This window comes from Xanthomonas bromi (assembly GCF_900092025.1).
In the GTDB taxonomy this organism is placed as follows: domain Bacteria; phylum Pseudomonadota; class Gammaproteobacteria; order Xanthomonadales; family Xanthomonadaceae; genus Xanthomonas; species Xanthomonas bromi.
The window spans coordinates 1-15,286 of record NZ_FLTX01000038.1 but is presented as its reverse complement, the minus strand read 5'-3'; the positions used below and the strand labels follow the sequence as shown (position 1 = coordinate 15,286).

10 protein-coding genes are annotated in these 15,286 nt (G+C 64.6%); 5 read left to right on the top strand and 5 right to left on the bottom strand.

The window, feature by feature from the left end; genetic code table 11:
* Nucleotides 1–158 precede the first annotated feature (158 nt).
* The 5 genes from XBLMG947_RS12315 to aptA all read right to left on the bottom strand — a co-directional run bounded on the left by XBLMG947_RS12315 (nucleotide 159) and on the right by aptA (nucleotide 9,245).
* Nucleotides 159–1,151 carry an HD-GYP domain-containing protein gene (locus XBLMG947_RS12315; RefSeq protein WP_065468976.1) on the bottom strand — a complete coding sequence of 331 codons (993 nt, stop codon included), beginning with the start codon at nucleotides 1,149–1,151 and terminating at the stop codon, nucleotides 159–161.
* A gap of 34 nt (nucleotides 1,152–1,185) precedes the next feature.
* Entirely contained in the window at nucleotides 1,186–5,280 is a 4,095-nt protein-coding gene (locus XBLMG947_RS12310) for a CHASE domain-containing hybrid sensor histidine kinase/response regulator (protein WP_065468975.1), read from the bottom strand.
* Between the two features lie 140 nt (nucleotides 5,281–5,420).
* On the bottom strand, nucleotides 5,421–6,725 hold the full coding sequence (locus XBLMG947_RS12305) for a DUF445 domain-containing protein (RefSeq protein ID WP_065468974.1): 1,305 nt from the start codon (nucleotides 6,723–6,725) through the stop codon (nucleotides 5,421–5,423).
* A 173-nt stretch (nucleotides 6,726–6,898) separates the two neighbouring features.
* The gene (locus XBLMG947_RS12300) at nucleotides 6,899–7,753 is read right to left on the bottom strand and encodes a plasmid replication/partition related protein (RefSeq protein ID WP_065468973.1); all 855 of its coding nucleotides are present in this window, start codon (nucleotides 7,751–7,753) and stop codon (nucleotides 6,899–6,901) included.
* 139 nt (nucleotides 7,754–7,892) lie between these two features.
* Nucleotides 7,893–9,245, bottom strand: a complete 1,353-nt coding sequence (gene aptA, locus XBLMG947_RS12295) for an omega-aminotransferase AptA (protein ID WP_065468972.1) — start codon at nucleotides 9,243–9,245, stop codon at nucleotides 7,893–7,895.
* Between the two features lie 526 nt (nucleotides 9,246–9,771).
* On the opposite strand from aptA, the gene XBLMG947_RS12290 reads away from it, so the two are divergent.
* From XBLMG947_RS12290 to XBLMG947_RS21575, 5 genes are all read left to right on the top strand, one after another.
* Nucleotides 9,772–11,451: an OFA family MFS transporter gene (locus XBLMG947_RS12290; RefSeq protein WP_065468971.1), complete on the top strand. Its 1,680-nt coding sequence runs from the start codon at nucleotides 9,772–9,774 to the stop codon at nucleotides 11,449–11,451.
* Nucleotides 11,452–11,457: 6 nt separating this feature from the next.
* Nucleotides 11,458–12,303, top strand: coding sequence for a formate dehydrogenase accessory sulfurtransferase FdhD (gene fdhD / locus XBLMG947_RS12285; RefSeq protein ID WP_065468970.1), 846 nt, complete (start codon nucleotides 11,458–11,460; stop codon nucleotides 12,301–12,303).
* Nucleotides 12,300–14,648, top strand: coding sequence for an FdhF/YdeP family oxidoreductase (locus XBLMG947_RS12280; RefSeq protein ID WP_065468969.1), 2,349 nt, complete (start codon nucleotides 12,300–12,302; stop codon nucleotides 14,646–14,648). Before fdhD ends, XBLMG947_RS12280 begins: the two co-directional genes overlap by 4 nt.
* Entirely contained in the window at nucleotides 14,638–14,916 is a 279-nt protein-coding gene (locus XBLMG947_RS12275; RefSeq protein ID WP_065468968.1) for a hypothetical protein, read from the top strand. The genes XBLMG947_RS12280 and XBLMG947_RS12275 overlap by 11 nt, the downstream gene beginning before the upstream one ends.
* Before the next feature lie 184 nt (nucleotides 14,917–15,100).
* Nucleotides 15,101–15,286, top strand: a 186-nt coding sequence (locus XBLMG947_RS21575; RefSeq protein ID WP_139074392.1) for a transposase, incomplete at its 3' end; no start/stop codon positions are given.

Here is a 15,286-nt window from a genome sequence, read left to right as displayed (position 1 = left end):
AGCAACGCTGCGTGCGTCTGCTGGATTGAATGCTGGTGACGCTGGTCGCGCAGCCATGCACGGAACCTGATTCCGGGGCACTCAGACGTTTACCCCCAGGACAAGGTCGTATCGCGTTTGTTGGTTGCGCGCCTGGATCGGCGCACTGCCTGCCCGGATCAACGCGATGCCGCAGGGCTGTCCCAGGTGTCCTTGATTTGCAGAATCTGCGGTAATGCCTCGCGGAAATGCTGCACCAAGCGCGGTTCCAGTTGTTTGCCTGCCATGCTGTCGAGCTTGCGTATGGCATCTTCCACCGTCCAGGGCGCCTTGTAGGCGCGCCGCCCGCACAGCGCATCGAACACGTCGGCCACCGTGACGATGCGTGCCGATTCGGGGATCGCGTCGCCTGCCAATCCATTTGGATATCCGCTGCCGTCCCAGCATTCGTGATGATGCAGCGCGATTTCCGCTGCCAACTGGAATACCGGTCCGCGGCCATGGCGCAAGAGATCGTGTCCGGCTTGTGGGTGCTGGCGTACCACCGAGCGTTCGTGTTCGTCCAGCGACTCGGGCTTCTGCAGGATGCTACCGGGCACTGCGATCTTGCCTGCGTCGTGCAACGGGGCTGCGTCCTGCAGGGTCTGCGCCTGCTGCGGCGACCATCCCACCGTTTCGGCCAGGACCCGCGCATACACCGCCATCCGCCAGATATGCGCGCCGGTGTCGACGTCCTGTCCCTGGCCGGCGGTGCCGAGCAGATGGATCGCGTCGCGGTATTGCAGGGCAAGACGTGCGTTTTCGGCCAGCGTCAACTGGGTGGTGATGCGCGCCTTGAGCAGCGCAGGCGAGTAGGGCTTGCTGACGTAATCGGCTGCGCCCGCTTCCAACCCGAGGCGTTCGTCGTGCTCGCTGTTGCGCGAGGTCACGAACAGGATGGGGATGGCGTTGCTGGAAGGCTGCTGCTTGAGTGCGCGTGCCACCGCATAGCCGTCCATATCCGGCAATTCGACATCCAGCAGGATCAGCTGGGGCGTGTGGCGCGTCACCGCATCCAGGGCTTCGCCACCGGATTTGGCGAAGACCAGTGCGAAGTCGTCGCGCAGCAACTGGCGCAGGGTTGCCAGATTGCTGGATTCGTCGTCGACACATAACAGGGGGCGGGACGGCATGGTGGATCCTTGCCAAGCGGCTCGGGGAGCGTGGTCAGCGCAGGTAGGTGGTCTGCCATTCGCGCAGCGTGGTTTCGGCGCGGCGGAAGTCGAAGTCTTCGACCGCCCGGTGCAGCGCTTCCTGCAGCGTGCGCGGTAAACGGGGTGCGCAGATCAGCAACGCATGGTCGATCTGGTCGGCATCGTCGCTGGCAAAGGCCGATGTCAGGATCTGGATACTGTCGTCATCCAGTGCGACGCCATTGTCGTCGGCAGCGATGGCGCTGTCGCCGTGCTGCAAAAATGCCCGGATGGCTTCGGTGGTGCGCTGCATGATGTCCTTTAACGCAATCAGCGACGCGGTGATGTCGTGTCCTTCCTCGATGCGGGTTTCCAGGTCGCCGGCCGCACCGGCCAGGGCCGGCAGCGCAAGCGAGCCGGCAGCGCCACGCAGCTTGTGCGCCATCGCACCGATGGCCGGCAGTTCGTTGCGTCGCAGATGCTCGGCGGCCACTTCGGCCGGGTCCGGGTTCTCGCGCAGCAGCTTGATGAGATAGCGCGCATACGGCTCGCGCTCGCGCCACAGGCTGCGCGCGCGGGCGGCGTCCAGCAGTTCCGGGTCGCTGTATTCCCACTCGGGGCCAGCGGACGTGTCGGCCTCGTGCGGAAGCGACGGAATCCGCCGCGTGCCCGGCTGTAAGAAGTGGCGAATGGCAGTGACCAGTTCTTCGACGTTGAACGGTTTGGCGATAAAACCGTTCATGCCGGCTTCCAGCGCTTTTTCCTGCTGCGGGCGGAACGCCCCGGCGGTCAGCGCGATCACCGGCAGGCTGGCCAGAGCCGGGATCTGGCGGAGCCGGCGAGTGGCCTCGTAACCGTCCACCACCGGCATCTGCACATCCATCAGCACCAGATGGAACAGGTTGGGCGCGCGCCTGAGCGTGCTCACGGCCTGTTCGCCATCGTGGGCGACGGTGACCATGGCGCCTTCGCCTTCGAGAATGCGCTGCGCCACTTCGCAATTGATCTCGCTGTCGTCGACCAGCAACAGGTGCGCGCCTTCCAGACGCCGCGCAACGAACGTGGGCGTGGCCGGGCGGGTGCCTGGGCGTTCGTTGACCAGTTGTTCGACCAGCCGGTGCAGGGCGGCACCTGTCACCGGCTTGGTCACCACCGCATCCAGATCCTGTTGCTCGGGATGCTGCTCCAGCAGACGGCGCTCGTAGGCGGTGACCATCACGATCACCGGATGCGGGCCAGGCGTGGCGCGCGCACGAATCTGGCGCGCAATGGCCACGCCGTCGATGTCGGGCATGCGCCAGTCGAGCAGGAAAATGTCGTATGGCGCGGCGGCCTGCTCGATCGCCAGCAGCGCGGCCTGGCCGCTGGCCACCGCATCCACGCGCCAGCCCAGCTCGGTGGCGATGCGTACCAGGTTGTTGAGCGCCGCATCGTGGTCGTCGGCAATCAGCACGCGCGGCATCGCTTCCGGCGGAAGTGTGGGCAACTCGCGCTGCTCCTGCGGCGGCGCCGATTTTTCCAGCGTCACGACGAAGTAAAATTCGCTGCCGCGGCCGGGCACGCTTTCCACTTCCAGCTCGCCGCCCATCAATTCGACCAGGCGGCGGCTGATGGTCAGGCCCAGCCCGCTGCCGCCGTAACGCCGACTGGTGGACGTGTCTGCCTGCAGGAACGGCGAAAAGATCAGGCTCTGCTTTTCCTTGGAAATGCCGATGCCCGTATCGCGCACCGAGAACAGCAGCTTGAGTTTGTTGGGGTCGCCGCTGGGGAAGCGCCGTACCGACAGCACCACTTCGCCCTGTTCGGTGAACTTGATCGCATTGCCAACCAGATTGACCAACACCTGATTGATGCGCAACGCATCGCCCAGTAGCCAACGGCTGTCGCGCGGCAACGGTTCGACGATCATTTCCACCGGTTTGGCGCTGAGCGAGGAGCGCATCAGGTCGGCGATGTTGTCGAACAGTTGATTGAGATCGAAGGGTGCTCGTTCCAGATCGATACGCCCGGCCTCGATCTTGGAGAAGTCCAGGATGTCGTTGATGATTTCCAGCAGCGTGCGTGCGGAGCGATCGATCTTGGTGACCATTTCTTGCGCGGCGCCGGGCAGCTCGCTGCGCTGAAGCAGGTACAGCATGCCCAGGATGGCATTCATGGGCGTGCGGATTTCGTGGCTCATGTTGGCCAGGAAATCGGACTTGGACTGGTTGGCGCTCTTGGCTGCATCCATCGCCAGACGCAACTGTTTTTCGTGCAGTTTCTGCTCGGTGAGGTCCACCGCCACACCCAGGTAGCCGATCACCTGGTCGTGGTCGTCGCGCAGCGTGCTCAAGGTCAGCAGCACCGGCAGACGACGCCCGTCATGGCTCACGTAGGTCCACTCGTTGGTATCGCTGCGACCCAGGCTGGTGAGCGCGGCGATCGCTTCCAGCGTGTGCGCCACCGGCGTGCCGGTCTGGTCGGCGAGCATGTGCGCGCGCTCTTGCAGTTCTTCCGGTTCGATGAACTGGCTGGCCTTGCGCCGGCCGATCACCTCTGCCGCGCTGTAACCCAGCAGTTTTTCCGCGGCTGGATTGAACAGCGTGACGAAGCCGCTGGAATCGGTGGCGATGATGGCGTAACCGGCATGCGCCAGGATCGCGCGTTGCAGCACCGAGAACTTCACCAGTTCGCTGGTGCGTTCGGCCACCTGATGTTCGAGCGAAGCGTTGAGATCGATGATGCGTTGATGCGAGCGCACGCGATCGGAGATGTCGCGGAAAAAATGCGAATGCCCACTGAGCGTGCCTTCGCTTTCGATGATCGGCGCCTTGCTGGCCAGTACATACACCTGATGCCCATCGCGATGACGCATGCTCTGTGCCGCCGATGCGTTGCCCGCCATTGCCGCGTCGGCATGGTCGATCCCAGACACAGCATACGGCTGCGGCAACAGCAGCGTGGTCAGGTCCTGGTCGATCGCCTCTTCGGCGGTGTAACCGAACATCGCCTCTGCGGCAGGGTTCCAGTGCGTGATGCGCCCGTCCGGGGTTTCGGCAACGATGGCTTCGCTGGAATGGCTGACCAGTGCGGCCAGCTCCATCTGTTTGCGCAGCACTTCCTCGCGGCGCAGCCCATTGCTGAAATACAGCACCAGCAGGGCGGCGAACAGCATCGAAGCGGCCATCACCAGCCCGCCGATCAGCCAGGGCGAGCTCTGGTTGAGCGAAGCGAGGAAGCTGGCCGTGGGGTGGGCGGTGATGACCCAGGTGCGGCCATAGATCGGCAACAACTGCACCACCGGCGGACGCAGCGCACTGTCGCTGGCCGGCGTGCCGCTGCGATAGAAATTGTGGGTCGGCTCGTTGCGGTCGGACAGATCCAGCGCCACGTCGTCGCGTTCGCCCAATGCGCTCTGCACCATCTGCTCGACGCTGAAAGGCGCATACACCCAGCCGCTGGTGGCGACCATGCGTTGCTGCGGCGTCTGCAACGGCATGCCTTCGCGATAGACCGCCAACAACACCAGGAAGCCGCTTTCGCTGGGAACGCGGTAGCCGGACAGCGAGATCGGCGAGGTCATGATCGGCTCGCCGCTGCGCGCGGCCTGCACGGCGGCGGCACGCCGGCGCGGCTCGGAGGCGATATCGATGCCGAGGGGGCGGTTGCCCGAGGATTCCGGCTCGAAATACAACACCAGGTAGCGCTCGCCATCCCACGGCGCCAGTGGCCGCCGATGGATGTCCGGCGCACCATCGGCACGTGCGGCTTGCAGAAACGCGGCTTCTTCCGCCGGGGCAACACGATGGATATAGCCGTAGCCCAGCACGCCGGGAAACTCGCGCAAATAATCCCGCGAGCGGCTGTACAAGGTGAAGCGTTCTCGACTGATGATGCTGCCACCCGCGCCGATCACCGCACCGCGTGCGCCGCGCAAGCCATGCTCGAAGGTGTACATGCGTTCGTTGATGTTGCGCGCCAGCGTGCGCACCACGTACTGGAACCGTTGCTCGCGCTCGAGTTCGTTATGCCGTTGCAACCACACGCCGGTGACGATGGCGGCAATCAGGCCGGCGCTCAGGATCAGCAGTGCACCAAAGAATGCGCGACGCCCATATATCCTGCGCAAATCCCAGCGGCCCTTCGGCATGTTCGTTCCTTCGCCTTGCCTGTTAATGGCCAGAATGCTGATCGACGGATGTCGACCTCGTGTTACCGCCTGACGATACTACGGCGATGCAGTTCCCTAAGACTGCACGCCATCCGGATGGGTGATCGGCGTCTCTCGCATCAGAACGAGAGCCAGATCGACAACGCGTGAAGGATGAGGCCGATCAATCCGCCGACCAACGTTCCATTGAAGCGAATGTATTGCAGATCGCGTCCTACACCCAATTCCAATTGTTCGACGAGGTGACGTTCGTCCCAACTTTTCATCGTCGATGCAATATGGTCGGTCACCGATGCACGCAAGCGCGTGGTGAGCTTATCGGCAGCTTGCAACATATGTTGATTGAGCGCTTCACGCAGCGAGGGATCCTGCGACAAGGCCTGGCCGAGCGATTGCATGGAACGCTCCATGTGCGCGGCCATCGACGACTCTTCACGTGCCAGGTCGTTGCGCAGCGCGTCGCGGATCTCGCCCCACAGGCCCTGTACGTATTCCTGCAACGCGGGATGTTCGATCGCGCGTTGTTTGAGTTCTTCGACGCGTACGGCCATTTCCGGCTCGTCGCGCAGGCGCGTGATGTAGCCCTGCAACCAGACCTCATAGTCGAGCCTGATCGGGTGCTCGGGCGTTTTGAGGATGTCCTGCAGTTCTTCGATCGCCGCGCGCGCCATGCGGTCGGCCAGGCTGTCGCCGATCTCTTCGATCGGCTTGACCCAGTTCACGGTGCCGACCAGCTTGGGCCACTCGCGCCGCGCGTACCGCACGATCAATGCAGAAGCGCGTGTTTTGACCTGTTCCTGATCCAGCCATTCGCCCAGCCGCAGTAACACTTCATCCAGCAGTTTCTGATGGCGCCCGTCGGTGGTGAGCAGGGCCATGACATCGCCGATAGTGGCGGCGGCGTTCCATTTGCGCAGGCGGTCGACCACGAAGCCTTGAATCGCGCGGCGGACTGCCGCTTCGTCGAGCAGTTCCAGCGCCTGCAGCATCCAGCTGCGTGCCATCTGCGCCAGCATGCGTGCCTGTTCGGGCTTTGCCAGCCAATCGCCCAGGCGGCTGGCCGGATCGAACACGCGCAATTTGTCCATCAAGGCATCGGGGGCGAGGAACTGGTCGCGCACGAAGGCCGCCAGGCCGTCGGCCAGCCGGTCCTTGCCGCGCGGCAGGATGGCGGTATGCGGAATCGGCAGGCCCATCGGGCGGCGGAACAGCGCCACCACCGCAAACCAGTCGGCCAATGCGCCCACCGTGGCCGCTTCGCAGAAGGCCGACACCCATGCCCAGATGCCGTGCTCGCCCATCAAGTGGCTGACGACGAAGCCGGCGAACATCGCCAGCAGCAAGGCCACCGCCAACAGCTTCATGCGCTGTAGCTGGGCACGACGGGGATCGATGGGGCGGGGAGGACTAACGCTTGGTTCCATGCCTGGAGTGTAACCAGTCGAATGCGGATGACATGTGTCCACGGCGGTGGACAACAGTGCCCGCGTTGACACGGGAGCGCCTGCGCGCAATGGCATTCCCGGGAAAGCCTGAGCGGCCAAGGGTGCTCGGGCAGGCCAGGCGCAATGCGAGGGCGGTGCGCTCGGCGCTGTACTCAGCCGCGCAGCCGTTCCAACTGCGCCTGCAAGGCGGTCACCTTGGACTGCAGGGCGGCGTTTTCGTTTTCCAGTTCGGTGACGCGGCGCTGCAAGGCCTTCATGTCGCGGCGTTCTGCTTCGCCACCTTCGGCTTCATCGGCCTTGGGTTTGCGCTTGGCATCGCGCACGCGCTTGGCGGCCTGTTTGAGCTCGGCCTTGCCGGCCTGCGCGGCGGCGCGTTGTTCGTCTTCGGACAGCGTGGCCACGGCAGCGGCGGCGCTGATCGAAATCTCGCCGGCCTTCACCGCCTGTACCACTTCCGGCGCGGCCTGCTTATGGATACGTTCGATCATGACCACCTGGTTGCTGCTCAGGCGCGCTTCGCGCGCCAGCTCGGCACGGCTGACCGGGGTGGAAGTTTCTTCCCACGGCGGGCTGTCGCTGTCGTCGGCAGCATGGGTGCTGCGGTCGTCCAGGCCAGTGGCGGGCGGGTCGCCGGCCACGGCCGGCGCTTCGGCAGCGGCGTCGGCGTCGCGCTGGCTGCGTTGGCGTGCGGCCAGGATCTCGCGCTTGCGCAGCGCCAACACGCCGCGCTGGAAGTCCGACACGCTGCGCCGGCCCAGGTGCTGCTCGATCATCCACAGGTGCACGTCCTGCATGGACTGGAAGCGCGGGTTCTGCACGGTCTGGAACGGCAGACCGTGCTTCTGGCAGATGCCGTAGCGGTTGTGGCCGTCCACCAGCACATCGCCCCACAGCACCAGCGCGTCGCGGCAGCCTTCGGCCAGCAGACTGCGCTCCAGCGCCTCGTGCTCGTCGGGCGACAGTGGGTCGATGTAGGCCTTGAGTTCTTCTTTGACAACGATGTTCATACGGCAACTGCTGGAGTACGGGGCGGGCATTGTAGTGAGCCTGCCCCCGCTTTGCGCGCTTGACGTGGCGCCTGCGCGCGTGACACGCGGGCGCCCGTCGGCCAGCCGATGGTGCGGCATGCCCGTTCGCCAGCCGTTCTTAATCCACCTGACGAAGAATCTTCGCCAGGGTTTCCACCATCTGCCCGATCTGCGCTGGCGTGACGATCAGGGGCGGTGACAGTGCGATGACATCGCCGGTGACGCGTACCAGCAGGCCGCCTTCGTGGAAACAGCGTTCGAAGACCTCGTAACCGCGCGCACCCGGGGCGCCGTCGCGCGGTGCCAGTTCGATCGCACCGATCAGGCCGATGTTGCGGATGTCGATGATGTGCGGCAGCCCGCGCAGGCCATGCAATGCGTCTTCCCACTGCGGGCCAAGCGTGATCGCACGCAAAAACAGATCCTCTTCGGCGTAGACGTCCAGCGTGGCGATCGCCGCGGCGCAGGCCAGCGGGTGGCCGGAATAGGTATAGCCGTGGAAGAGTTCGATCGCGTTCTGCGGCCCATCCATGAAGGCGTCGTGGATCGCGTCGGCCACCAGCACCGCGCCCATCGGCACGGTGCCGCTGGTCAGGCCCTTGGCGGCAGTGATGATGTCCGGGGTGACACCGAAACGCTGCGCGGCGAATGCGTCGCCTACGCGGCCGAAGCCGGTGATCACCTCGTCGAAGACCAGCACGATGCCGTGGCGGTCGCAGATGGCGCGCAGGCGCTGCAAATAACCTTCCGGCGGCAGGATCACGCCGGCCGAGCCGGACACCGGTTCGACGAAGACCGCGGCGATGGTGGAGGCGTCGTGCAGGTTGATCAGCCGTTCCAGATCGTCGGCCAGTTCTGCGCCATGTGCGGGCAGCCCGCGCGCATAGGCGTTGCGCTGCAGATCCAGCGTGTGGCGCAGATGGTCGGTGCCGGCCAGCAGCGGGCCGAACCACTTGCGGTTGTTGGGCAGCCCGCCGATCGACATGCCGCCGAAACCGACCCCGTGATACGCCTTCTCGCGACCGATGAAGCGAGTGCGTTGACCCTCGCCGCGCAGGCGGTGATAGGCCAGCACGATCTTCATCGCGCTATCCACCGCCTCCGAGCCGGAGTTGGTGAAGAACACATGGTCCAGGCCGGGCGGTGCGATCGCGGCCAGGCGCTGCGCCAGCACGAACGGCAACGGCGAGCCCATCTGGAAGGTGGGGGCGAAATCCAGCGTACCGGCCTGTTCGCGGATCGCTGCCACGATGCGCTCGCGGCTGTGGCCGGCATTGCAGCACCACAGGCCTGCCGTGCCGTCCAGGATCGGGCGGCCGTCGACATCGCGGTAATACATGCCCTGGGCCGAGGCCAGCAGGCGCGGGCGTGCCTTGAACTGGCGATTGGCGGTGAACGGCATCCAGAAGGCATCCATCTGCGCTGGTGCCTGTAGCGCATCGGTCACATCGTGGGGAAGGTGGTCGGGCATGGCAGGCTCCGTCGCTCGGGATCGCCCGACTGTACGCAGCTGGCGCGTCAGCCGTCACCGCTGATAGCGGCAGGAGCACATCCGCGGTGTGTGCGTAGTGGTGCACCGATCGATGCGCTGCCATGATCGGAGCATGTCAGCGCCCGCCCGGCGCTGCGTTTGCGCACGGTGCGGGAGCGGTTTCGCGACGCGTTTGGCGAAATGCGGACAGACTAGTCAATTAGTCGCAGCGTCGGCCGCTAATCCCAGGGAACGCCGATGTGGCGTGGGTGATGGCAGTGCTTTGCAACGCTGCAGGGCGTTCGCAAGCATTGCAAACAGGCCGGGATCGCCGATGATGCGCCAGACGACCGCCCCTTGGGCCTGGTCGGTGTCGCTGCCCATATCGCAACGCGTTGTTTGATCGCAGCTGTCAATGGTATTCGGAACGGCCGACAGGACGTCGCCATCGCTCACCAGGCGTTGGTGCAAGTCCTGTCAGCCGTGCCTATCGCAGTTCATCGTTGGTTTTTTGGGGGAAATGAGAATGACGCAAGGGTCCACCGTGGCGACAGCCAGCGGCGCAGACGCCGGTCTACTGTCCAAGGAGCGCATCATTGCGCGGCCGGGGTTCAATCGTTGGTTGGTCCCGCCGGCAGCATTGGCGATCCACCTGTGCATCGGCATGGCCTATGGCTTCAGCGTGTTCTGGCTGCCGTTGTCCAAGGCGCTGGGGATCACTGAGTCGATCGCGTGCCCGGCCGACATGGGCCTGTTCGCGCGCATGGTGGCCACCACCTGCGACTGGAAGATCAGCGAACTGCAGTGGATGTACACGCTGTTCTTCGTGCTGCTGGGCTGCTCGGCGGCGATCTGGGGCGGCTGGCTGGAACGTGCCGGCCCGCGCAAGGCCGGTGTGGTTTCGGCGCTGTGCTGGTGCGGCGGCCTGGTGATCTCGGCGGCCGGTATCCACTTCCATCAGATCTGGATGCTGTGGCTGGGTTCGGGCGTGATCGGCGGTATTGGTCTGGGCCTGGGCTACATCTCGCCGGTCTCGACCTTGATCAAATGGTTCCCGGACCGGCGCGGCATGGCGACCGGCATGGCGATCATGGGCTTTGGCGGCGGCGCGATGATCGGCAGCCCGCTGGCCGATGCGCTGATGCGTCATTTCGCCACCCCCACGTCGGTAGGCGTGATGGAAACCTTCCTGGTGATGGCGGCGCTGTATTTCGTCTTCATGATGGCCGGTGCGTTCGGTTACCGCGTGCCGCCGAGCGGCTGGACCCCGGCCGGCTGGACCGCACCGGTGGCCAGCAGCAATGCCATGATCACCGCCAACCACGTGCACGTGAAAAAGGTCTGGGGTATTCCGCAGTTCTGGCTGCTGTGGGGCGTGTTGTGCCTGAACGTCTCGGCCGGTATCGGCGTGATCGGCATGTCCTCGCCGATGCTGCAGGAAGTGTTCGGCGGCCGTCTGATCGGCGTGGATGCGGGCTTCGGTAGCCTGGATCCGAGCCAGCTGGCCAGCATCGCGGCCATCGCAGCCGGCTTCACCGGCCTGCTCAGCCTGTTCAACATCGGTGGCCGGTTCTTCTGGGCCAGCATGTCCGACAAGCTCGGCCGCAAGAACACCTACACGCTGTTCTTCGTGCTGGGTATCTGCCTGTATGCAGCGGCGCCGTCGGCTGGCGGCATTGGCGGCATCGCGCTGTTCGCGGGCATCTTCTGCATCATCCTGTCGATGTATGGCGGCGGCTTCGCCACCATTCCGGCGTATCTGGCCGACCTGTTCGGCACCCAGATGGTTGGCGCCATCCACGGCCGTCTGCTGACTGCCTGGGCCACCGCCGGCATCCTGGGTCCGGTGGTGGTGGGTTACATGCGCGAATACCAGTTGGCCCACGGCAGCCCGCCGTCACAGGTCTACAACACCACCATGTACATCCTCGCCGGCATGCTCGTGCTCGGCCTGATCTGCAATCTGTTGGTGCGCCCGGTAGCGGCGCGTCACTTCATGACGCCCGACGAACTGGCCCGCGAAAAGCAGCTGGCGCACGAGAAGGTCGACCGCACCGGGCACGGCGTGATTCCGCCGGATCAATTGGCGCGTATCGGTCATGGCGGCAATCCGGCATTGGTCGTGCTCGCCTGGCTGGCCGTGGGTATCCCGATGCTGTTCGGTATCTGGGTCACGCTGCAAAAAGCCTTCGTGCTGTTCCATTGAGATGAGATGATCACTCCGTCTTCCTGCTCCGCGCGTCCCGGCAGTGTGGTGCGCACGGTCCGTCGCCATCGCGGCGGCCGCAGTGCCACGGTGCAGGACATGGTGGCGGCCGAAATGCCGGTCGCCTTCATCTACAACGGCGTGCCGTTCGCGGTGATGATGGCCACGCCGGAGGACCTGGACGATTTCGCACTGGGGTTCTCGTTGAGCGAAGGCATCGTCGATCACGCGCAGGACCTGCGCGTGATCGCGATAGAGACGTTTCTGGAAGGCGCTTCGCTGCAGATCGAAATCCCGCCGGAGCGGGCAGCTGCGCTGGATCAGCGACGGCGTAATCTGGACGGCCGCAGCGGTTGCGGGGTGTGCGGTAACGAATCCATCGAGGCGGTGCTGCGTGTGCCAACGGTGCTGCAGTCGACGCTACAGATCGATGCCGATGCGTTGGCGCGTGCGCTGGACGCGTTGCATGCGCAGCAGCCGATTGCTGCACAGACCGGTGCCGTGCATGCGGCCGGTTGGGCGGATGCGCAAGGTGTTGTGCAGTTGGTCCGCGAAGACGTTGGCCGGCACAACGCGCTGGATAAATTGATCGGTGCACTGGCGCGCGCACGCATCAATGCATCGCAAGGCTTTGCGGTGGTGACCAGCCGCGCCAGTTACGAAATGGCCATGAAAGCCGCGCAGGCCCGGATTCCGCTGCTTGCAGCGATTTCGGCGCCGACCGCGTTGGCGATCAGCCTGGCCGACAGTGCGGGACTCACCCTGATCGGGTTTGCCCGCAATCACGATTGTGTTGTCTATAGCCATCCGCAGCGCCTGGATCTGGGCGTTGCCGTGGGAGAGCCCGCATGAGCAAGAAAACCATCCAGCAGTACGACAATCCCGCAGGCGGCTGGGGCGCATTGCGCTCGGTGGCCAAGCACCTGATGGAACAGGACATCGCCGTGCAGGGCGCCAAGACGCTACTGCATGCCAACCAGCCGGACGGCTTCGACTGCCCCGGTTGTGCCTGGCCCGATCGCGACCACACCTCCACGTTCGAATTCTGCGAAAACGGTGCCAAAGCGGTGGCGGCCGAGTCCACCGCGCGCCGGGCCGGACCGGAACTGTTTGCTTCGCACAGCGTCAGCCTGCTCTCGCAGTACAGCGATTACTGGCTGGAAGGGCAGGGCCGCCTGACCCATCCGATGCGCTACGACGCGGCCACCGATCACTATGTGCCGGTGAGCTGGGACGATGCGTTTGCGCAGATCGCCGGCCATCTCAATGGTTTGGCAACGCCGGACGAGGCGATCTTCTACACCTCCGGGCGCACCAGCAACGAAGCGGCGTTTTTGTATCAGTTGTTCGTGCGCGAGTTCGGCACCAACAACTTTCCCGATTGCTCCAACATGTGCCACGAACCTTCCGGCATCGCGCTGCGGTCGCAGATCGGCGTGGGCAAGGGCACGGTGTCGTTGCACGATTTCGAGCTGGCAGATGCCATCTTCATCTTCGGGCAGAACCCGGGTACCAATCACCCACGCATGCTGGGCGAGTTGCGCCAGGCCTCCAAGCGCGGTGCGGCGATTGCGGCCTTCAACCCGCTGCGCGAGCGCGGTCTGGAAAAGTTCGCCGACCCGCAAGACAAGCTGGAGATGCTGCACAACGGCTCCACGCGCATCGCCTCGGATTATTTCCAGCTCAAGATCGGTGGCGATCTGGCCGCAGTGAAGGGCATCATCAAGCATGTGCTGGAGCGCGATGCGCAGGCGCAGCGCGATGGCACGCCGCGCTTGCTGGATCTGGAATTCATCGAGGCGCACACGGCTAATTTCGACGCGTTCGCTGCCGATGTGCATGCGGAAGGCTGGGACACGATTGTCGAAGAGTCCGGCCTGGACGAAGTGGCGCTGCGCAAGGCCGGCGAGATTTATCTCAACGCCGAGCGCGTGATCGCGTGCTGGGGCATGGGTATCACCCAGCACAAGCATTCGGTGGCGACCATCCACATGATCACCAACCTGCTGCTGCTGCGCGGCAACCTGGGCCGGCCCGGCGCAGGCGTGTGCCCGGTGCGCGGGCATAGCAACGTGCAGGGCGACCGCACGATGATGATCTACGAAAAACCGCCGGCCGCATTCCTGGACAAGCTGCAATCGGTGTTCGGTTTTGCGCCGCCACGCGAAGACGGCTTCGACACCGTCGGTGCGATCGAAGCGATGCTGGATGGGCGCGGCAAGGTGTTCTTCGCCATGGGCGGCAATTTTGCCGCCGCCACGCCGGATACCGATGCCACGCATCGTGCGCTGCGCAATTGCGAGCTCACCGTGCATGTCACCACCAAGCTCAATCGCAGCCACCTGGTGCATGGGCGCGATGCGTTGATCCTGCCGTGCCTGGGCCGCACCGAGATCGACATCCAGGGTGCCGGCTCGCAAGGCGTGACGGTGGAAGATTCGATGAGCATGGTGCACCTGTCGGCCGGCATCAATCCGCCGGCCTCGCCGGAACTGCTGTCCGAACCGGCGATCGTGGCGCGCATGGCCGAAGCCACGCTGGGCGCGCGCAGCGCGATCCGCTGGCGCTGGCTGGTGGGTGACTACGACCGCATCCGCGACCTGATCGCCCAGGTGTTCCCGGATTTCGCCGGTTTCAATGAGCGCGTGCGCACGCCAGGTGGGTTTCGTTTGTCGAACACCGCGCGTGATCGCCAATGGGTGACGCCGGAACACCGCGCGGTGTTCAAGCCGCACGCGGTGCCGACCGACAACCCGATCCATCGTGCGCGCCGCAGCCACACCGAACGGATGGTGTTTACGCTGGCCACCACGCGCTCGCACGATCAATACAACACCACCATCTATGGGATGGACGACCGCTATCGCGGCGTATTCGGCGAACGCCGTGTGCTGTTCATCAATCGCGCGGATATCGCGGCATTGAACATGAAGGCTGGCGATTGGGGGGACCTGGAAAGCCTGTGCGAGGACGGCGTGCACCGCGAGGCGCGGCGGTTCTTGCTGGTGGAGTACAACATCCCGCGCGGCTGCCTGGCCGCGTACTACCCGGAAACCAACGCGCTGGTGCCGCTGTCCAGCTTCGCCGACGAAGCACGGACGCCGACCTCCAAGTCGATTCCGGTGATCGTGCTGCCGAATCGCGCCGAAACCGCCGATGCAGCGCCGCGCGATATCGGAGCGGTGCTTGTCCGCTGATCCGCAGCTCACGGCGCAGCTGCTGCAGGCGCTGGCCGACACGCGCGATGGCGTGTCGCTGGCACGGCTATGCAAGCAGCTCGGTGTACGCATGAGCGTGCTGCTGCGCACGCTTGCCTGGTTGGGGACGGCAAACCTGGATGGTCAGCCGGGTCCGGATTGGGTTCGCGTGGAAGAGCGCGGCGAGCAGCAATTCGCAGTGCTCACGCCTGTGGGTTTGGCGGAGCATGCACAGCGAGCAGCAGCGCAGGCATCGCAGGCCGGTTGAGCGATCCTCTTGCTGCGTTGGTGAAAATCTAGCGATGGTTGATTCTGGCGTGCACCGCATCCAGTCACGGACAGAGGTCACAAGCGTCGTGGCGTGAGTGCGCGGTGCCCTCAACGCGGGACACAGCTTTAGAGCCGCTAACAAAACCCTTGAATTTTGTTGAGTCGGCGGCAACATTGTCGACATGACACGTCGCAAAGAGATCCCTATTGCGCTGTGGAAGCGCATCGAGCCACTGATTCCGCAGGTCAAGCCTTCCCCCAAAGGTGGACGACCTCGTGTCAGTGATCAGCAGGCCCTCAACGGCATCGTCTATGTGCTGCGCACGGGCATTCCTTGGGAAGACCTGCCTTCGGAACTTGGATATGGC